Origin of the sequence: Helicobacter sp. TUL (genome assembly GCF_002287135.1) — a bacterium.
GTDB lineage: Bacteria > Campylobacterota > Campylobacteria > Campylobacterales > Helicobacteraceae > Helicobacter_F.
Map to the genome: position 1 here is coordinate 46,526 of NZ_NESU01000002.1, position 19,766 is coordinate 66,291.

Consider the following 19,766-nt stretch of genomic DNA (forward strand, 5'->3'; position numbering starts at 1 on the left):
TCAAAAGGTAGCTTCATGATACCTAGAAATCCGTGTGATTTACAAAAGATTCTATATTTAAGGAGCTAAGAATGCTACAACTAGATACTATTGTGACTGCATGTCAAGAATTTGGGGAAAAATATATCACCCCTTATACCAAGAGAACTGATGAAGAAGGAAGATTCCCACAAGAGAGCTTTGATGCGTTGAAAAAAGAGGGTTTTACTGCTTTGCTTGTGCCAAAAGAATATGGAGGATTAGGCGGCGGTGCAAAAGAACATGTGCAAGTTTGCTATGGACTTGGGCGTTTTTGCGCGACAACAGCGCTTTGTTATATGATGCACAATACCGCTGTGTATGCAGTGAGTATGTTTGGGAGCAAAGAGCTAAAAGCCGATGTGTTGCCAAGAGTAGCAAAGGGCGAGTTACTTTTTGCCCTTGCTTATAGCGAGAGTGGGTCTGGGACACACTTTGGCGCACCTGATATTACAGAAAAGCAAGATGGGGATTGTAGAATCCTAAATGGTCGCAAAAGCTTTGTAACATCAGCAGAATATGCAGATTTTTATCTTACATATACAAATTCGTGTAACAAACAAGGCACATACAATTCTTGGCTTGTAGATTCTAGGCTTTCTGGAGTTGTCGCAGAGCAAGGCACTTGGAATGGGCTTGGTATGCGTGGTAATAATTCTAAACCAATACAATACAATAATGTGCGTGTGTCAGAGAAGTTTTTGCTAGGAAATGATGGCGATGGAGAGACACATTCTGGCGCTTTGATTATGTATTTTATTACTGGGCTTGGTGCAGTATATAGTGGTTTGGGTGATGCGATTTATCGTTGTATTTTGGGGCATACCAAGGAGAGAAAATATACAACTGGTGGTAGCTTAAGTGATATTGAGTTAGTTAAGATCCATTTGGCTGATATTTATACAAAAGTCCAAGGTGGTATAAGCTTGACAATGGAGGCGGCAAGAAGTTTTGACGCTAAAGAAAGTGATTTTGCACCCAAAGTGTTTGCGTGTCGCATACATGTTATCCATAATGTAATGGATATCGCTTCACTTGCTATGCGACTTGGCGGAGGAAAGGCTTATAGCAAACATTTAGCTCTTGAGCGATATTTTCGTGATGCGTTTGCTTCACAAGTTATGGCGCCAAGCCTTGATGTATTAAAAATCTGGCTAGGTTCAGCGATTACAGCATAAGGAGAGAATATGAAAACATTACTTTTAGGAGCCGTGGCTTATGATCCAAAGGTCGTGCCAATTTGGGATATTATCAGAGATTACACTAATGCGTTTGGCTGCAAACTAGATTATGTGCTTTTTAGCAATTATGAGCGACAAGTGGATTCTTTGCTTAGGGGGCATATTGATATAGCGTGGAATACCAATGTTGCGTGGATTCGCACCCTCTATGCAACCAACAATACAGCAGAGGCGTTGATAATGCGTGATAGCGACATTGATTTTAAAACACATTTTGTTAGTCGCAAAAATGATTCGATCCGCACCCTAGGTGATCTAAAGGGTAAAGTCTTTGGTGTGGGGAGTTTGGATTCTGCGCAAGCTGCGATTATGAGTATTTATTATTTGCAACGAGATTCTGGCTTAGAGATTGAAATTTTTGAATCTTATGCGGAATTTACACGACAAGGGCGTAAAAATGCAGATTCTATAGCGCTTATTCGTTACAACAGCGATCTTGGCAAACATGGAGACACAGGGACAAGTGAATTTGATGTGCTAGAGGCAATCAAAAAAGGCGAGCTTGATGCAGGAAGTATAGGATCAAGCACATGGATTAGAATCTTAACGCAAGGTGAATACCCAACAATAGAGAGTTTTTGGGCTTCACCTGGGTATTGTCATTGTAATTTTAGTGTGCTACCTAGCTTGGATCGCGAATCTAAAGAGCAATTTTCTGCTATGCTTCTTAGCCAAAATGACAAAAAACACGATCCTCTCATCACAAAAATGATGCAAATGGAGGGCTTAAATGCGTGGGTAAAAGTGGGCAAACAAGAACTTGCCGGATATGACGCAATTTATGAGGCGATGAAAGAACAAAACTTGCTAACAAATAATCTATAAGAATAGGGCATTTAGCATTCTCTTGCGTTATAATACACGCATTTTTTACAAGGAGAATGCGATGCGAAGTGATATTATCAAACAAGGCTATCAAAGGGCTCCGCATAGGAGTTTGTTGCGTGCTACAGGGCTTAAAGATGAGGATTTTAATAAGCCCTTTATTGGTGTGGCAAATAGTTATATAGACATTATCCCCGGACATTTTTTCTTAAACAAATACGCAGAGATTATCAAGGAGGAAATCCGCAAGGCTGGTGGTGTGCCATTTGAGTTTAATACTATTGGCGTGGATGATGGTATTGCTATGGGGCATAATGGTATGCTGTATTCCCTCCCTAGTCGTGAATTAATCGCTGATTGTATCGAAACGGTGATGAATGCACATAGCCTAGATGCGATGATTTGTATTCCAAATTGCGATAAGATCGTGCCTGGTATGCTTATGGGGGCATTGCGTGTCAATGTGCCAACGATTTTTGTAAGTGGCGGACCGATGATGGCAGGGAGGCTAAGCGATGGCAGTGTGCTAGATCTAAATTCTGCTTTTGAGGCAGTGGGTGCGTTTGAAAGTGGCAAAATCGATGAAAAACGCTTGCACGAAATAGAATGCAACGCCTGTCCTGGTGGCGGAAGTTGTAGCGGTATGTTTACGGCAAATTCTATGAATACGCTTTGTGAGGCTATGGGGGTAGCTTTGATGGGTAATGGAACAATCCCAGCGCTTACAAAAGAGCGCGAGGAATTGTTGCGAAAGGCTGCAAGACGCATAGTAGAGATTGCCCTAGATTCTCAAAAGAGTGAGCAGTTTAGATTCCGTAATATCCTCAATCACAAAGCCGTGCATAATGCCTTTGTTGTGGATATGGCAATGGGGGGAAGCACAAATACGGTGTTGCATATGCTTGCTATTGCTAAAGAAGCAGAGGTAGAGTTTAACCTCCAAAATATCAATGAGATTGCCAAAAATGTCGCTCATATCGCCAAAATTGCTCCAGCACTTAGCAGTGTGCATATGGAAGATATTAATCGCGCAGGTGGCGTAAGTGCGGTGATGAATGAAGTAGCCAAACGAGATACACAAACTTTATTTTTAGACGCCCTAACGATCACAGGAGAGACTTTAGGCGAAAGAATTAAGGGCAAAGAAATCACTGATACCCACATTATCCATACCAACGAAAATGCTTATTCACAAGTTGGTGGGCTAAAGATTCTCTTTGGGAATCTCGCAGAGCAAGGTGCAGTGCTTAAAGTAGCAGCCGTGGCAGAATCTATGAAAGAATTTAGGGGTAAAGCGATTTGTTTTAATTCCCAAGCTGAAGCGATTAAAGGCATAGCAGGTGGCAAAGTCAAAGCAGGAAATGTAGTTGTTATCCGTTATGAGGGTCCAAAGGGAGGACCAGGAATGCAAGAAATGCTAAGCCCTACAAGCTTGATTATGGGAATGGGACTAGGCGAATGCGTGGCACTTATCACTGATGGGCGATTTAGCGGGGCAACTCGTGGTGCATGTATAGGACATGTAAGCCCAGAAGCAGCAGAAGGAGGGCTTATCGCACTTATTGAAGATGGCGATGAAATAGAAATTTCTGTTGCAAGGGGAGAGTTAAATCTGCTTGTAGATTCTAAAGAATTAGAATCTAGAAAGGCAAAATGGCAAGAACAAGGTGTCGCAAAGGCAATTATGGCTAACAAAAATATCACAAGCAAATGGCTTAAGCGTTACTCATTGCTTGTTAGCAATGCTGCAAATGGCGCGGTGCTAAAAACAGAGCTGTGAATTTCTAAGCCATAGGCATTTTAGAATCTTATTTATAGATTCTGCGTTTTAGGATAGGGATAGATATGAATGTTGTTTTGTTAAAAGGTGAGGACAAAACTAAAGACATACAAGAATATTTTATAAAAGATGAAAAACTTTATGTAACTTTTAAAAATAATAAAACCTACACTTACGCAAAATCAAGTTTTGAGATTCTACCAAAAGCTACAAATGTAAAGGTGTTTTGCTATCTTAAAGAACTCTCTCATATTGTAAGTGAGGACAATGAGTTAGACCATTTGAAAAAAAGATATAGTGAAATTGCCTATATACCAAAAGACTGCGTATTATCTGCTTATTTGAATCTCTCTAGTTTTGTATATGACACACAATCAAATCTTAATCCAATACTTGCACCTTTTGGTTTAAATATGTCGCAATCCAAAGCATTGAAAAACGCATTATGTAGTCAAACAAGTATCATTGAGGGACCACCTGGCACAGGAAAAACACAGACTATCTTAAATATCATAGCAAACCTCATCTATCGTGGCAAAACTATTGCAGTCTTATCAAATAATAATGCTGCTACACAAAATATTTACCAAAAACTTAATAAATATGGGCTTGACTATCTCTGTGCAAATTTAGGTAACAAAGATAATAAAAAACAATTTATAGAGCAACAAAGTGGAATATATGGAGAGTTTGATACTAAAGAATTGCATATCGAAAAAATGAAACACGATATAAATGAGTCTTATCAAAATCTGCATAAAATTTTTGAACTACAAAATGAGATAGCTACAAATAAAGAAATATTAGAATCTCTAAAGTTAGAATATGAATACTTTAAAAAGCAAGAATATCAAAACACCATATCTTTAAAAACACGATTATTTCAAAAACCAACCGCTCATAGAATCCTTATGATAAAGATAATTTTAGAGGAATCAAAATATATTAGTAAAATTCCTCTATGGTTAAAGCTTAAAATGATGTATTGGTATGGCATAGGTGATTTTAATTTATATGCCAAATCCAAGCAAGAGATTCTAAAAATATTTGAAAATTTCTACTACACACATAAAATTGAGGAATTGCAAACAAAAATTGATACTATGCAGCAATCCTTAGAAAAGCTCAATGCTAAAAATCCCTTAAAAACTCTACAAGATTATTCTTTAGCGCTTTTGCAATATCATCTTCAAGGGAAATACAAAAATAATAGCACGAGGAAAATATTTACATCAGATGACTTAGTAAATAATGCTAAGGAATTTTTGCAAGAATACCCTATTGTGTTTAGCACCACCCATTCTATCCTCTCGTCTCTTGGAAGAATATCAGAAAATCCATTGTTTGATTATGTCATTATTGATGAATCATCACAAGTAGATATTGTTAGTGGGGCACTTGCCTTATTGTGTGCAAAAAATGCTGTTATCGTGGGTGATACAAAGCAGCTACCAAATATTATTGAACAAAAATACCAAAAAGATATTCAAGATAAGAATGCTAAATATAATATTCCAGAATACTATGATTATTCTAAACACAGCCTTTTAAGCTCTATGAATTGTATTGTAGATTCAGGCTTTCGTGTATTGTTAAGGGAGCACTATCGTTGTCACCCAAAGATTATAGGTTTTTGTAATAAAAAATTTTATAATAATGAGCTTATTATACTTAGCCAAGAAGAATCCAAACTTAAGGATGTGCTTAAGGTTTATATTACCCAAAAGGGCAATCATGCTAGAGGGCATTATAATCAACGAGAAATTGATGTGATAAAAACGGAGATTTTGCCGCCACTGCAAGAGTGTTTTGATAAAGATGAAATTGGAATCATCTCTCCTTATAAAACGCAAAAAGAGCATTTGCAAAAAGACATTGTGGAATTACAAATTGATACTGTGCATAAATATCAAGGTAGGGAGAAGGAAGCTATCATACTTACCATGGTGAATAATGTTATTGGGGATTTTATTGATAATGAAAACATGCTTAATGTGGCAGTAAGCAGGGCAAAGAGTGCGTTAAGAATCGTTGTGTCTCATAATATAGCCACAAGCAATAATAATATAAGTGATTTTATCAAATACATACAATATCATAATGGTGAAGTTGTGCAAAGTGAAGTAAAATCAATATTTGACTTGCTGTATAAGGCAAACCATCAAGCACGCCTGCTATATCTTAAAAATAAAAAGAAAATATCACAATTTGATTCTGAAAATCTCGCTTTTTATGCAATACAAGAATGCCTTAAGTCTTATTCTGCATTAGATGTTGTTTCGCATATTCCACTTTCTAGGGTTATTGGAGATAGCAGTGTTTTAGATGAGAAACAAAAACAATACGCATATAATCCTCTCACGCATATTGATTTTGTTATTTATAATATTATGAACAAGATTCCAGTTTGTGCCATAGAGGTTGATGGCTTTGCTTTCCATAATGCAGCTACGCCACAATTCAAAAATGATGCATTAAAAGATGCTATTTTACAAAAATGTCATATACCCCTACTCCGATTACGCACAAATGGGAGTGATGAGAGGGGGCGTATAGAGGCTATTTTGAGTGAGATTATGGAGAAAAGAGAGGGAGTAATATAGCCTTTGGGATTTTTTGTGTTGTGTTTATATTTTTGATTTTTTGGCTAAAATCCCTCCCACAAGAAGCGAGAGATCACATAGAGATAAGCTAGATTACATCAAGGATGAAAATAATTATATTGAAATCACCAATAAATATAAGATATTTATATTGCTATTCACCTAGATAACATAAAAGACTTTCTTAATGATTTGCTTATACGTTTTCATAAGGACTTGGTATATTATGCAGAGAAATAAAGGTGGTGGCAAGTGCCACCTAGAAAGAAATGACATTATAGCAAAGTTTCATGGTCTTTGCTTAAAAATTTATAAAAGGAGTGAATTGTGAGCCCCAATCAATCCCTACAAGAGAAATATCCGCATTTAGAAGTGAGCGTATTAAAACTTAGTGAAGTGCAAAAGAATAATGAGAGTAAAAGAATAGATTCTGAGTTTTTCAAGAAAGAATATTTTGATACTATGGAGACTATACAATTAAATCAAGTTGAATATTTGGGTGATAATATGAGATTTAATTCTTGGTATTTGCAACCGATCAAAAAAAGTTTTGAATTAAAAGAAGTGTCCTCTAAATTACTACAAGAGGCTAAAGCCAAAGTAGAATCTGCGATAGCAAATGGAGTTACATCAAAATGAATTTTTATATGATTGTGTTAGTAGGTTTGGGTGGCTTTTTGGGTGCGGTGTTGCGATTTTTTGTTTATGAGATAATTTCTAAGCTTACTCATATGTTTGGCTATGCTTTTGGGACACAAGTTTCTTCACTTATTGCGACATTTTTTGTCAATGTTGTTGGCTCTTTTGCTCTTGGGCTTTTGTTTGCGTATGTCCAAAGCGGAGATTTAAAGCTATTATCCAAAGATATTTGGACACATTTTTTTGGCATAGGGTTTTTAGGGGCATTTACGACATTTTCTACTTTTTCGTATGCCAATGTATTGCTTTTGCAAGGCGGCTTGTATGGGCAATTGTTGCTTAACATCATCGGCAATGTCGGAATCTGCCTTTTGGCGACATTTTGTGGATTTGTGATGTATAGAGGTTCTTGATATGAGTCTTTAACTCACAAGTTTAAGCCCAACGCTAGAGCCGACAATAAGTGCAAGGAAAAAGAGTTTGCTTGGGGTTTTAGATTCTTTAAAAAATATAACCCCCACAAGCACGCCACCACACGCACCAATTCCTGTCCATATTGCATAAGCACTTGACATCGTAATCTCACGCATTGCCACACTCAAAAGCCCAAAGCTTATGATAAATAGCACAGCAATCACAAGTAAAAAAAGTTTATTGTTGGTATCGCTAAATTTTTTCATACTAAAGACACCTGCTATCTCTGCCAACCCTGCCAAAAAAAGACATATCCACGATATAGTAGATGAAAAATGTTCTAGCATGTATGTTCTTTTGCTTGCGCGTTTTTGTCTCGCATAAGGTTATCAAGACCAAGTTCTACGGAAATATCTTGCGTGATTTTCTGTTCGCTTTTGCTTTTGCTTGTGAGTTTTAGCCCTATGACACCAAAAAGCAAAGTGCCAATGAGTATGATTTGCACAAAATCTATGCTTTCACCAAAAACTAACATTTCGGCTATGACAATTCCAGCCGATCCAATCCCGACAAAAACGGCATACGCCACACTTACTTCAAGTTTTTTGGTTGCCAAAATCATAAGGCAAAACGATATGAGAATCCCAAGAAATGTAAGGCAATACAGCCAAAAGCTATTGGCATATTTAAGACCGCTTACCCAAAATATTTCAACAATACCACCAAGGATAACTAAAAGCCAACCCATACATACTCTAGTTTATGAAATGAAAGGAATGTGTGTTTATGTGTCGCCAAGCTCTTTTGCTCGATTAACCGCCGTAATTCCTGCCTCAATAAACGCTCCGCGCACTCCGCATTTTTCAAGTGTCGCTAAGCCCCTTGCGGTCGTGCCAGATGGAGATGTAACGGCAATTTTTATGTCATCAGGATTTTTGTGTTGCAAGAGTGTAGCAAATGCCTCAAAAGTTTGTGCGACAAGCTCTTTGCTTTGCTCATAGTTTAGTCCATGGTAGATTCCACTATCGATGAGACTTTGTGCTACTAACGCTAGAAATGCCGGTGTGCTACCACTTGTGGCAATAGAAGCGTCAATAAGTGATTCGTTGCTTACCATTACACAATTCCCAAAGCTATTGACAAGCTTATATACCGCAGATTCTATGATTTTAGAATCCACATCTGCATTGCTTTGCACATACACACAATTTGCGGATTTGCCATAGAGTGCTCCGATATTTGGCATAATACGCACCATATTTTGTGCCTTGAGTGTTTCTGCAAGTGTCGCAATACGCACTCCAGCCATTACGCTATAGACAATATGTGCTTCCCCAATATATGTAAATGCCCTTAGTGCATGTGGTTTCACACACAACAACACTTCAGCATCTTGTATATCTAGCGGTGTATGAGAATCTGCAAAAAGCGGCTTGATATGTGGGTGTGCGAGTGTATCACAAAGATTTTTAGCTTTTGAGAGATCGCGTCCGACTATGAGGATTTCATATTTTTGGAAAGCTTTAGATTTAATCATACCCTCTAAGATAGCGCGCGCCATATTGCCATAGCCCACACATATGAGCTTGGCTTGTTTGGTGGATTGTGTGTGAAGACTCATGGAAGTTAATTTGTGGCTTGGGTGTTTGTTTCGCTTTTGTCGCAATACACTCTTATAGGTTCAGCAATGGAATATTGCGGATAATTAATACTATCTAGCACGACTTGCGCCATTGTGTGGTTATCGAAATTAAAAACGAGTGGAGCAAGAAAATTTATCGTAGAATCTTCGATAGGGTTTTGGAGCACCATTATATTAGCAACAAGGAGATTCTTGCAATTATCAAGATCAAGAAGAAGTTTTAATGCAGTGGGTATTTCAAATTCATAATTACGCAATAAAAAAGGATTTACAAGGGTAAATGTGGGCACACCGCCATCGCCATCAGGATTACTCACTCTCATAAATAATTCATCAATTTTTTCGAATTCCATACGAGTAACCCGCTCAAAGCCCAAAATAGGCGATTTGACTTCAAAAATCATAACAAACTCCACCGCTAAGATTCGAGATCTACTAAATTAAACCTTTATTCTAGCATAAAATACTTATGATTTTATTATAAGTGCAAGTGGCGCTATGGTAGAAATTTAGTGCTACAATTAAAATATGTGATCACATGTAGATTTATTTCAAGACAAGGTGCAAAATGAAAAGTTTTTGGCTACACGCTGTGTGGATAGTATGGGTTATTGTAGGCGTGAGTGGGTGTGGTAAAGATACAAGCTTTACTTGTGAAAACGCACAGGTGCAAGAGAGTATCAAACAAATGCTAAGCATAGAATTACACGATTTACAATCTGATAGCATAACGCTTTTTGATATTCAAACATTAGATACAAACGAGAATCTTTTGCAATGTCAAGCGATGATAGAGGGCAGTGCACCCCAAATTATGGCGCTTAATCCTTTGCATTATGAGGTAACAAAGGATTTGCGTGTAACATTGGTATTCACGCTCCCTCAAGAGTAAGGCACATATTACAAGGTTTATGGCGTGGGCATACGACCATATGGGCGATTGCGAAATTGTTCATAAAATAGAGGTGGCTTAGAGAGATAATTGGTGTAGTCTTGTATAAATTCGTATTTTTTGTAGGGCTTTCCTAAGCCTAGTATATCCTCATCTTCATCTTTCAAATTTTCCCATAACTCAAGGTGTTGTTGTAATTCATCATCATAAGAATCTTCTTGGGAATCTAGATATTGCAAATGAGAATAATCTATTGCGTTTTCAGACGCATAGAGATGTGCAAAAAGTAGCAAAGCAATTATCCATAGCCTAGAGAAATTCAGATACATATCGCCTCCGTATTTATAGGGTTTTATATTATAGCAAAAGCCTTAGGTTTTATATGTTTTATCTTGGGACTTTGTTATAATCGCAATCACAAAACATCAATAAAGGGGTCGTATGGAATTTTTTACTAGTCTTAGCGAGGGTGTGCAATTTGCTATACAGATTGTTGTCGTGCTTGTATGTCTGTTTTATGGTGCGCGTAAGGGTGGCGTAGCATTAGGATTGCTAGGAGGTATTGGCATTTTAATGTTGATATTCCTATTTCATGTTAAGCCAGGTAAGCCAGCTGTAGATGTGATGCTTACGATTCTTGCGGTTGTTGTTGCTTCAGCGACTTTGCAAGCAAGTGGTGGTTTAGATGTTATGTTGCAGATTGCAGAGAGAATCTTGCGCAGAAATCCGAGATTTTTGACAATCCTTGCGCCTTTTGTAACGTGCTTTTTGACAATTCTTTGTGGGACAGGGCATGTAGTGTATACAATTATGCCTATTATCTATGATATTGCTATCAAAAACAATATACGCCCAGAGCGACCAATGGCAGCCTCTTCTATATCCTCGCAAATGGGGATTATTGCCTCGCCTGTATCTGTGGCGGTTGTAAGCCTTACTGCTTTATTACTTAATGCAAAACATCCATTAGCAGGTTTTGATGGATATATTAATCTCTTGCAAATTACCATTCCTAGCACACTTTTTGGGGTGCTTTGTATAGGGATTTTTTCTTGGTTTAGGGGCAAAGATCTTGACAAAGATGAAGAGTTCCAAAACCACCTCAAAGATCCAGAATTTAAAAAATATGTCTATGGGGATACAAAAACACTGCTTAATGTCAAATTGCCAAAAAAAGATTGGGTAGCGATGTGGATCTTTTTGGCAGCTATAGGGCTTGTTGCACTTATTGGTGTATTTGATGCGCTTAAGCCAAATTGGGGACAAAAGATGAGTTATACATATACAATCTCACAAGATAGCACAATTTCTTGGGTTCCTAGTGGTGATAATAAAGGCACAATTGATCTTAAGACACTTGGACTTGATCAAACAAGCAAGACTACTCAAGATGGCGAAAAAACAAGCAATTTCAAAGAAGCATTAGATTCTGGTGTGCTTGTAGCAAATCCACAAAAAGATAAGTTAGGCAATCCAAGTTATGACTATATTTCAATGGTCAATGTGATTCAAGCCTTTATGTTGTTGGCGGGTGCACTGATTATTATTTTTACGAATACAGATGTTAAAAAAATAGGCTCAAATGAGATTTTCCGATCGGGCATGATTGCTCTTGTGGCAGTGTTTGGAATCTCTTGGATGGCAGATACGATGTTTGAGGTGCATACTCCAATGATGAAAGCCGTGCTTGGCGATGTAGTAAAAGATTACCCTTGGACATACGCGTTGATGTTACTTCTTATTTCAAAATTTGTGAATTCTCAAGCCGCAGCTATAGCGGCATTTGTGCCATTGGCACTTAATATTGGTGTGGAGCCAGGTATCATCGTAGCTTTTGCCGCAGCGTGCTATGGCTATTATATCTTGCCAACATATCCAAGCGATCTTGCGACAATTCAGTTTGATAGATCAGGGACGACAAGAATTGGGCGATTTGTGATAAATCATAGCTTTATTTTACCCGGTCTTATAGGGGTGTTTTCTTCTTGTTGTGCAGGTTATGTGCTTGCAATGGTTGCAGGGTATCTGTAATAATGCGGTATCATAGGGGTTATTTGCATAACTCCTATGATTTAGCGTAATATTATTTGTGATTGGCTTATTTAGCCTACCCAATGCAGTGTATCAAAGTGTTCTTTGATTGTAGAATCTACCAAGATCTCGCTTATAAAGGTGTATTGTTTATGCTTGTTTTTGAGGAGAATATGCAATTCCCTTGAACCTTTATGTGTATGAGAAAATTCTTTAATCTTTGCAAATGTGTGTGAGATGTCATCTAATTGGGAATCTTCACAATCCACGATAAGTGTGAGCGGTGTGCAGGTGTCTATCACTTGAGGGCGTAGATCAAGCGGAATAGGTGCAGGTGTTTTATCAAGCTCATCTTTTTGTTTTTTTAGTCGCACTTTTTGTTCTTTGGCTTCCTCTAGGGTGAGTATTTCTAGCACACGCACCTCTTTTGCGTCATTTATCTGCTCTACCTTGCATTTAAACACAAATGGTTCATCAGGATCAGAGTTTATAGTTTGTAACTCCTCGAGTTTTAGCAAATGTTTTTCAAAAATAGTAAAGCTTGAGCTGCCACCAAAATCTAGCAATCCCACGATACCATAGGGCTTACCTTTTTTGCTAATCTTGCGTTTGATTTCAATAATTTTCCCCACAAGCATACATTGGCTACCGATTTCAAGCTCCTCAATATCTGCCATCATACTCACACCCTTAAGTGTGTCTATTTGTGGTTTAAATCTATCTAGTGGATGTCCGCCAATGTAGATTCCAAGGCATTCAAACTCATATTGCAAAAGCGTATTGGAGTTATATTCTGGGGTATTGTGTATGTGAAGATTTATGCTCGTAGTGTCAAAATCTTCTTCAGCAAAGAGTGAGTTGGTGCCAAATTGCGCATTGCCTTTGTCTTTTTGCCGTCCTATTTCGCAAATATTTTCGACATTTTCAAACATACTTTTGCGTGAGAATCCTAGATTATCCAAGCTTCCACTTTTTATGAGGGGCTCAAGCGATCTTTTGGTAAGTTTGGAAAAATCCACGCGCCTAATGAAATCAGCCAAGTCTTTAAACTCACCATTCTTTTCTCGTTCGTTGATAATATCCTCAATAGGTGCATCACCCAATCCCTTGATAGCACTAAGCCCAAAGACAATTTTTTTCACACCATTAATTTCACTTACGCCAAAATCATTTTCGGAATAATTTACGTGTGGTGGCAATACTTCAAGGTTGAGTGCTTTTACTTCATTGATGTATTTTGCTACAGATTCTACTTTGCTTGTCTCGCTTGTAAGCATTGCAGCCATAAATTCATGTTGATAATATGTTTTGAGATAGGCGGTTTGGTAGGTAATCATCGCATAAGCTGCGGAGTGAGATTTATTAAATCCATATCCTGCAAATTTGACAATAAGCTCCCATAAATCCTCGGCTTTTTGCCTATCTAAACCATTGTTGTGCGCACCATCGGCAAACTCTTTTTTGAGGCGTAGCATTTCATCGACTTTCTTTTTTCCCATTGCGCGTCGCACCAAATCCGCACCGCCAAGTGAGAATCCACCCACTGCTTGGACAATTTGCATGACTTGCTCTTGATAAACGATGATTCCATAGGTAGGTTTCAAAATTGGCTCAAGTATGTCAAAAGCATATGTTATAGGTGCTTGTCCGTGTTTGCGCTTGATAAAGTCATCAAGCATACCAGATTCCATAGGACCAGGTCGATAGAGCGCAAGCATCGCGATTATGTCCTCAAAGGTGCTAGGTTTTAACTTCTTGCTTAGGTTTTGCATACCCTCAGATTCTATTTGGAATAATCCAAGCGTGTTGCCACTTTGGATTGTTTCAAAGACCGCAGGATCTTCCATAGGCATAGTAGAAAAGTCTATATCTTTGCCATAGCGCTTTTTTATGAGCTTGAGTGCATCATCGATCATAGTAAGAGTTTTTAAGCCCAAAAAGTCAAACTTGATAAGATCCACAGGCTCAAGCCAATCCATAGAGTATTGCGTAACGACACCTTTTGTTTTGTCATTGGCGTATAGCGGGACTTTGTGCCAAAGCTCTTGAGAAGAATCTATGACAATAGCCGCAGCGTGGATACCGGCATTGCGCTTTAAGCCCTCAAGTGCTAAGGCACGATCCCACACTTCTTTTGCTTTGGGATTTGTTTGCACAAGTTCGCGGATTTTTGGTTCTTTTTCCCACGCGCCCTCTTTTTCTTTGCCATCTTTGCCTGTGTGTTTGGTAAGTGTTATACCTAATTCATTTGGAATAAGCTTGGCAAACGCGTCGGCTTCAGAATATGGCATTTCTAGCACACGCCCTACATCGCGTATCACACCTTTTGCCAAAAGCGAACCAAAGGTGATCACTTGTGCAACATTGTATTTGCCATACACACGCGTGACATATTCGATCATTTCACCACGGCGACGCTGACAAAAGTCCATATCAATATCGGGCATACTTATGCGTTCAGGATTTAAGAATCGCTCAAAAAGCAAATCATATTTGATAGGATCGATATTGGTGATAGCAAGACTATAAGCCACAAGGCTTCCTGCCGCCGAACCTCTTCCCGGTCCGACAGGGATTCCATTAGTTTTGGCAAAATTGACAAAATCCCACACGATAAGCATATAGCCCGGAAATTTCATATTAGTAATAATATCTATCTCACGCTCTAGCCGCTCTTTGTAGCGATCATGCTCAGATTGTGGCACATTTTGGAGGCGTTTGGCTAAGCCCTCACGACATTTGTAAGCAAAATACACAGAATCTGTGATAGATTCTAATGGCATACCTAAGATGTCTTCTAACCCTTCGTTTTTGGCATATTCTTGTGTGTTTTTAAATGTCGGAGGAGTGGCTGGGGTATTGTGTAGGATAATTTCACCCGTATGCTTGTTTTTTATTTCTTTATTTTTTAGGCTAATGTTTAGTTGGCATTTTTGGGCAATCTCTTGTGTATTTTCCAACACTTCAGGAATATCCAAAAAGAGTTGTTGCATTTGTTCTGGAGATTTGATATAAAATTCCTTGACGATATGTTTGAGACCTTTAGAATCTCCCATAAGCACACGAAAGGCGATATTTTGTGAATCTGCGTCCTCTTGGAAAGTATAGTGCGTGTCGTTTGTCGCAATAACCTTAATGCCAAGCTCTTTGCCAAGTCTTAGAATCTGCTCATCGATGAAGTATTGATCGCCAATTCCATGACGCATAATTTCTAGGTAGAAATCTTCCCCAAAAATATCTTTGTATTCAAGCGCGATGTCTTTTGCAACTTCATAGCCTTTTGCACCAAAACGCACATTGCGTTCATTTTTTGTATTAAGATGCCAATTTATTTCGCCTTGCAAACACGCTGAACTACAGATTAGCCCCTCGCTTCTCTCACGCAGTAGTTTTTTGTTGATTCTTGGATAGTAATAAAATCCATTAATAAAAGATTGGGAGCTAAGATACATAAGGTTTTTGTATCCAACTTCATTTTTGGCAAAAAGGCAAAGATGAAAGCGTTGTTTGATATTTTTATCATTAAGTTCATCGCCATTGTGGATATAGGCTTCTAAACCGATGATAGGATTTATACCCTCTTCTTTCATTGCGACATAAAATTCTAATGCCCCAAACATATTGCCATGATCGGTAATTGCAACAGAAGTCATACCTTGTTGGCGAATCTGCTTTGCAAGATTTTTGATTTTATTTAGCCCATCTAAAAGGGAGAACTCTGTATGCAAATGCAAGTGCGTAAAACTCATAGTAATCCTTTACCAGAGAGGTTTTTGGATAGATTATGTAATCTTTGTATTATAGTGGGATATTTATTTAAAGCCGATAAAATCTTTGCACGATTTTACGATTTATGCATATCATTTATGGAACGCTTAGGGATAAGGACTTTTATTGAAATCAAGTTTTTTAGGGACTTTAGGATATGTTGGCTTGTTGTGCATAGGGCTATGCTTGCAAAGTTGTATATCCCAAAATTCTGCGCTTGAAAGTAGCACGCAAGTCTCGCGCACAGATTCACAAAAACCTAATGCAAATTCACATAATTCACAAACTTCTCATAATGCAACACAAAAAAATGACACAAAGTCTCCAAAGACCAAAAGAGATGTGCAATCAACACCGCCAAAGCCCACTCCTTATACACAAGATTCACAAGCACAAAATGCTATTGGCACCCAAGATAGCACTACAACCCAAGAGCAAAAACCCAAGGATTCACAAGGATTAAAATTTGACTACAAAGACCTTGTCGCGCAACCCAGCGATGGAGAATCTGTGGATTATAACTATACAGGCATAGTGCGACTTTATCATAATAATGGCACTCTTGCGTGGGAGATTAGCTTCAAAGACGGCAAACAAGATGGTTGGACAAAATGGTATTATGATAATGGACAGGTTCGCACACAAATGTTTTTTGTCAATGGTGATGCCAATGGAGAGTCGCTGTGGTATTATCGACATGGGGCTTTGCGTGAGAGAGGCAATTATGCCAATGATTTAGCCAATGGAGAATCTAAGCTATATACGCCAAGTGGTGTGCTTGAATACACTATTATCTATCGTGATGGAAGGGAAATTTCTCGCACAACACATAATATAAAGGGAAAAATCTAGTATTATGAAACGCTTACATGTAGCACATTATTCGCACATTAGCCTTGGTATCATCAATATGTTTATTTCCGCACTTTTTTTTGCAATGATGAATGCGTGTGTCAAGATTTTGGCTCCTGCAATGAGTGCTGTTGAGAGTATCTTTTTTCGATCTATTATTATGGTGGTGTTATTGCTCGTATTTTTTGCATTTAAACCACCAAAAAAGAAGACAAAGCAAGGCGGTTGGTGGCTGTTATTTTTGCGCTCGCTTTTTGGTGGGTTGAGTATGCTTGCGCTTTTTTATAATATTACGCACATTTCACTTGGTGTGGCTTCGACTTTTTCACAAACAATGCCTATTTATGTTGTATTGTTGTCTATGATTTTTCTTAGAGAGCGTGTAGGGTTTGTGGTTTTGTTTGCGACTTTACTTGGTTTTGGTGGCATTGTGCTTATTTGCGATCCTCATTTTAATTCAATTCCTGTATTAAATATTATCGTGGGGATCATTGGTGGATTCATGATGGCACTTGCTTTTATCAGCCTACGCAATCTTAAGGGATATTTTGATGATAATGTCGTGGTATTGGTATTTGGGATTACAATGAGTGTCGTTAGTTTAGGGATTTTGGTTACACAAGCATTTTTGGAGCATTCTTGGAGTGCAGTATGGAGCAATCCTAGCCCAAGTGAATGGATTATTGTATTAATTATGGGGATTTTTGGGACATTTGGGCAGTATTTTTTGACAAAAGCCTATATGTTGGCACCAGCTGGTATCGTTGCGCCCATTGATTATACACGCGTTGTGTTTGGGCTTATTTTTGGTATTATGCTTGGTGATGCACTGCCACATATAAGCGTGGCACTTGGTATGGTGCTTGTGATTCTTTCTGGTATTATCATTGGCTTACCAAACCTTTTAAAAGATCTTAGAAGTATTAAAGGAGAAAGGATATGAATCTTAGCACTCAAGATATAGCTTCATTGCTTAAGAATGCAAAAAGCATAGCCATATGTGGATTAAGTCCAGATTCACAAAAAGATAGTTTTCAAGTAGCACAATATTTACAAGAACACAATTTTGATATTACACCCATTTATCCAAAAGAGGACACAATTTTGGGGGAGAAAGTGTATCGTAGCCTAAGCGAAGCGGTGCAAGATAAAAAGCATTTTGATATTGTTGTAGCTTTTCGTAATGCAAGGGCTTGTGAGGAACTTGCAGAAGAGATATTGTTGTTACCACACGGGAGCGTTGGGGCATTTTGGATGCAATTAGGCATACGCAGCGATGAGGTGGCACGCCGCCTTGGTGATGCTCATATCCCAAATGTGCAGGATAAATGCATAAAAATCGAATATGCTAGGTTGTAATTTACCTCAAATGCAAGAAATTCGAATATAATAGCGTTAGTATTTTCATATGTAGGAGAATTTAATGAAGAATTTGTCCGTTCGTTCGCAGTTAAGTCTAGGTTTTGGTATTCTTGTCGCACTTATTTTGGTTATTGTTGTCGTAGGATACATGAAAGTAAGTTTTATTTCTCAAACATTAGAAGAAATTAATCAAGTCAATTCTGTCAAACAAAGGCATGCTATTAATTTCCGCGGTAGTGTCCATGATCGATCTATAGCTATTAGAGACATTATTTTGTTTGTAGAATCTAAAGAAATGCAAGAAACCTACAAACGTATCCAAAAGCTTGAGGAAAACTATGCTACCAATGCCAAACAACTTGATGAGATTTTTCAAAATGCTGATATGGTAGATGAAAAGGAAAAAGAGATTCTAAATAACATTAAAGCAGTAGAGGCAAAGACTATGCCTTTGGCAAAACAGCTTATTGATTTTGCCCTTGTTAATGAGAATGCCAAAGCTACGGCGTTGCTAGATTCTAAAGTGAGAGGGTATTTTGTAGAATGGCTTGCAGTTATTAACCAATTTATTGATTATCAGGAAGCTAAAAACAAGGTAGCTAATGATATAGCACAAGCAAGCGTTTCTTCATATCTTACCACTGCTATTTGGCTTACTATTATCGCTGTTGTTATTGCTGTGCTTGTTTCTGTGTTTATTATCAAAAACCTTATGTCTTCTCTTGGTGGCGAACCTAGAGTGGTGGCAGAGATTATGCGCAAGATTGCACAGGGCGACCTCCAGCAAGACATTAGCACAAAAGTCCCAAATAGTTTGCTAGATGCTACAGCAAAAATGCAAGAGCAACTTAAAATAATTGTGCGTGAGCTTACAAGCAATGCCCAAGAGCTTAACCTCAAAGCTCAAAGTGTGGCAGAATCTTCAGACAAAGCAACAAGGGCATCAACCCAACAAGTGCAGTCTTCATCAGATTCAGCACAAAAGATTCATGAAATTGCACAAAATACAGATAACATAGCCCAAGTGGCAACACAAACAGAGGAAAACTCCTCACGCACAACAGAGCTTTCTCAAAAAGGTCGCGATGCGCTTACACAAACCGTAAGTGAGATTGAGAGAATTGCCGAGACGGTAAATAGTTCTAATGAGCATATTAAATCACTCGAAAAACACGCACAAGATATTAGCTCAAGCACACAGCTTATCAAAGATATTGCAGATCAAACAAACCTCTTGGCGCTCAATGCCGCAATCGAAGCAGCAAGGGCAGGTGAGCATGGAAGAGGTTTTGCGGTGGTGGCAGATTCTGTGCGTCAGCTTGCAGAACGCACCCAAGATGCAACTTCAGAAATCGCAGCAATGATACAAATTATCCAAAGTGAAACGCAAACAAGCGTTGAGGCTATGGAGGCGGCTGTGCCACAAGCTGAAAAAGGCTTACAACTTGCGCACGAGGCGACAAATATTCTTAATGAAATTTACCAACAAGCCCAAGATTCACTCACAAAAGCAAAAGATGTGGCAAAAGCTTCACATGAGCAAGTAGAGGTTATCGGACAAGTAAATACGACTATTTCTGAAATGGCAGAAATTTCTAAGCAAACAGCCGAGCTTATGGAGCAAAATACGAGTGCAAGCGAGAGCTTGGAGCAAATTTCAGCAACGCTCAAACAACATATAGCGCATTTCAAAATATAG

The 19,766-nt window shown here is 38.3% G+C and carries 17 protein-coding genes and 1 pseudogene; 12 read left to right on the forward strand and 6 right to left on the reverse strand.

Annotated elements, in window-relative coordinates; genetic code table 11:
- Positions 1 to 71 precede the first annotated feature (71 nt).
- The 6 genes and pseudogenes from B9T66_RS01325 to B9T66_RS01350 all read left to right on the forward strand — a co-directional run bounded on the left by B9T66_RS01325 (position 72) and on the right by B9T66_RS01350 (position 7,519).
- On the forward strand, positions 72 to 1,196 hold the full coding sequence (locus B9T66_RS01325; protein WP_095627195.1) for an acyl-CoA dehydrogenase family protein: 1,125 nt from the start codon (positions 72 to 74) through the stop codon (positions 1,194 to 1,196).
- 9 nt (positions 1,197 to 1,205) lie between these two features.
- Positions 1,206 to 2,084 (forward strand): phosphate/phosphite/phosphonate ABC transporter substrate-binding protein, encoded by an 879-nt coding sequence (locus B9T66_RS01330; protein WP_095627196.1) that lies wholly within the window; start codon positions 1,206 to 1,208, stop codon positions 2,082 to 2,084.
- A 61-nt stretch (positions 2,085 to 2,145) separates the two neighbouring features.
- Complete coding sequence (gene ilvD / locus B9T66_RS01335) at positions 2,146 to 3,864, forward strand: dihydroxy-acid dehydratase (RefSeq protein WP_095627197.1); 1,719 nt, start codon at positions 2,146 to 2,148, stop codon at positions 3,862 to 3,864.
- Between the two features lie 65 nt (positions 3,865 to 3,929).
- On the forward strand, positions 3,930 to 6,467 hold the full coding sequence (locus B9T66_RS01340; RefSeq protein ID WP_095627198.1) for an AAA domain-containing protein: 2,538 nt from the start codon (positions 3,930 to 3,932) through the stop codon (positions 6,465 to 6,467).
- A 327-nt stretch (positions 6,468 to 6,794) separates the two neighbouring features.
- A pseudogene (locus tag B9T66_RS09315) lies at positions 6,795 to 6,962 on the forward strand (restriction endonuclease subunit S); the annotation flags it as partial.
- A gap of 140 nt (positions 6,963 to 7,102) precedes the next feature.
- Complete coding sequence (locus B9T66_RS01350; RefSeq protein WP_095627200.1) at positions 7,103 to 7,519, forward strand: fluoride efflux transporter FluC; 417 nt, start codon at positions 7,103 to 7,105, stop codon at positions 7,517 to 7,519.
- A gap of 9 nt (positions 7,520 to 7,528) precedes the next feature.
- Here B9T66_RS01350 and B9T66_RS01355 read toward each other — a convergent pair whose 3' ends face one another.
- From B9T66_RS01355 to fliW, 4 genes are read right to left on the reverse strand one after another with little or no spacing between them, the layout of a single operon-like run.
- Positions 7,529 to 7,843: a DMT family transporter gene (locus B9T66_RS01355; protein WP_095627345.1), complete on the reverse strand. Its 315-nt coding sequence runs from the start codon at positions 7,841 to 7,843 to the stop codon at positions 7,529 to 7,531.
- A gap of 17 nt (positions 7,844 to 7,860) precedes the next feature.
- Positions 7,861 to 8,268, reverse strand: coding sequence for a DMT family transporter (locus B9T66_RS01360; RefSeq protein ID WP_095627201.1), 408 nt, complete (start codon positions 8,266 to 8,268; stop codon positions 7,861 to 7,863).
- A 36-nt stretch (positions 8,269 to 8,304) separates the two neighbouring features.
- On the reverse strand, positions 8,305 to 9,186 hold the full coding sequence (gene proC, locus B9T66_RS01365) for a pyrroline-5-carboxylate reductase (protein WP_257874563.1): 882 nt from the start codon (positions 9,184 to 9,186) through the stop codon (positions 8,305 to 8,307).
- Entirely contained in the window at positions 9,147 to 9,566 is a 420-nt protein-coding gene (gene fliW, locus B9T66_RS01370; protein WP_095627203.1) for a flagellar assembly protein FliW, read from the reverse strand. The genes proC and fliW overlap by 40 nt, the downstream gene beginning before the upstream one ends.
- A gap of 164 nt (positions 9,567 to 9,730) precedes the next feature.
- On the opposite strand from fliW, the gene B9T66_RS01375 reads away from it, so the two are divergent.
- Entirely contained in the window at positions 9,731 to 10,054 is a 324-nt protein-coding gene (locus B9T66_RS01375; protein ID WP_095627204.1) for a hypothetical protein, read from the forward strand.
- Between the two features lie 17 nt (positions 10,055 to 10,071).
- On the opposite strand, the gene B9T66_RS01380 is transcribed toward B9T66_RS01375, so the two are convergent.
- Complete coding sequence (locus B9T66_RS01380; RefSeq protein ID WP_143429080.1) at positions 10,072 to 10,383, reverse strand: hypothetical protein; 312 nt, start codon at positions 10,381 to 10,383, stop codon at positions 10,072 to 10,074.
- A gap of 112 nt (positions 10,384 to 10,495) precedes the next feature.
- On the opposite strand from B9T66_RS01380, the gene B9T66_RS01385 reads away from it, so the two are divergent.
- Positions 10,496 to 12,085 (forward strand): anaerobic C4-dicarboxylate transporter, encoded by a 1,590-nt coding sequence (locus tag B9T66_RS01385; protein WP_095627206.1) that lies wholly within the window; start codon positions 10,496 to 10,498, stop codon positions 12,083 to 12,085.
- A gap of 71 nt (positions 12,086 to 12,156) precedes the next feature.
- On the opposite strand, the gene dnaE is transcribed toward B9T66_RS01385, so the two are convergent.
- Positions 12,157 to 15,834 carry a DNA polymerase III subunit alpha gene (gene dnaE / locus B9T66_RS01390; protein ID WP_095627207.1) on the reverse strand — a complete coding sequence of 1,226 codons (3,678 nt, stop codon included), beginning with the start codon at positions 15,832 to 15,834 and terminating at the stop codon, positions 12,157 to 12,159.
- 145 nt (positions 15,835 to 15,979) lie between these two features.
- Here dnaE and B9T66_RS01395 point away from each other — a divergent pair, with 145 nt between their 5' ends.
- From B9T66_RS01395 to B9T66_RS01410, 4 genes are all read left to right on the forward strand, one after another.
- Complete coding sequence (locus tag B9T66_RS01395) at positions 15,980 to 16,705, forward strand: hypothetical protein (RefSeq protein WP_095627208.1); 726 nt, start codon at positions 15,980 to 15,982, stop codon at positions 16,703 to 16,705.
- 4 nt (positions 16,706 to 16,709) lie between these two features.
- A complete protein-coding gene (locus B9T66_RS01400) occupies positions 16,710 to 17,648 on the forward strand; it encodes a DMT family transporter (protein ID WP_095627209.1) in 939 nt (312 codons plus the stop codon).
- Complete coding sequence (locus B9T66_RS01405; RefSeq protein WP_095627210.1) at positions 17,645 to 18,064, forward strand: CoA-binding protein; 420 nt, start codon at positions 17,645 to 17,647, stop codon at positions 18,062 to 18,064. The genes B9T66_RS01400 and B9T66_RS01405 overlap by 4 nt, the downstream gene beginning before the upstream one ends.
- Positions 18,065 to 18,128: 64 nt before the next feature.
- On the forward strand, positions 18,129 to 19,766 hold the full coding sequence (locus tag B9T66_RS01410; protein ID WP_095627211.1) for a methyl-accepting chemotaxis protein: 1,638 nt from the start codon (positions 18,129 to 18,131) through the stop codon (positions 19,764 to 19,766).

Bases quoted from the DNA above. Each gene is read 5' to 3' on its own strand.
- B9T66_RS01325 (WP_095627195.1), top strand. From the start codon at position 72: ATGCTACAACTAGATACTATTGTGACTGCATGTCAAGAATTTGGGGAA.
- B9T66_RS01330 (WP_095627196.1), top strand. From the start codon at position 1,206: ATGAAAACATTACTTTTAGGAGCCGTGGCTTATGATCCAAAGGTCGTG.
- ilvD (WP_095627197.1), top strand. From the start codon at position 2,146: ATGCGAAGTGATATTATCAAACAAGGCTATCAAAGGGCTCCGCATAGG.
- B9T66_RS01340 (WP_095627198.1), top strand. From the start codon at position 3,930: ATGAATGTTGTTTTGTTAAAAGGTGAGGACAAAACTAAAGACATACAA.
- B9T66_RS01350 (WP_095627200.1), top strand. From the start codon at position 7,103: ATGAATTTTTATATGATTGTGTTAGTAGGTTTGGGTGGCTTTTTGGGT.
- B9T66_RS01360 (WP_095627201.1), bottom strand. From the start codon at position 8,268: ATGGGTTGGCTTTTAGTTATCCTTGGTGGTATTGTTGAAATATTTTGG.
- fliW (WP_095627203.1), bottom strand. From the start codon at position 9,566: ATGATTTTTGAAGTCAAATCGCCTATTTTGGGCTTTGAGCGGGTTACT.
- B9T66_RS01375 (WP_095627204.1), top strand. From the start codon at position 9,731: ATGAAAAGTTTTTGGCTACACGCTGTGTGGATAGTATGGGTTATTGTA.
- B9T66_RS01380 (WP_143429080.1), bottom strand. From the start codon at position 10,383: ATGTATCTGAATTTCTCTAGGCTATGGATAATTGCTTTGCTACTTTTT.
- B9T66_RS01385 (WP_095627206.1), top strand. From the start codon at position 10,496: ATGGAATTTTTTACTAGTCTTAGCGAGGGTGTGCAATTTGCTATACAG.
- dnaE (WP_095627207.1), bottom strand. From the start codon at position 15,834: ATGAGTTTTACGCACTTGCATTTGCATACAGAGTTCTCCCTTTTAGAT.
- B9T66_RS01400 (WP_095627209.1), top strand. From the start codon at position 16,710: ATGAAACGCTTACATGTAGCACATTATTCGCACATTAGCCTTGGTATC.
- B9T66_RS01405 (WP_095627210.1), top strand. From the start codon at position 17,645: ATGAATCTTAGCACTCAAGATATAGCTTCATTGCTTAAGAATGCAAAA.
- B9T66_RS01410 (WP_095627211.1), top strand. From the start codon at position 18,129: ATGAAGAATTTGTCCGTTCGTTCGCAGTTAAGTCTAGGTTTTGGTATT.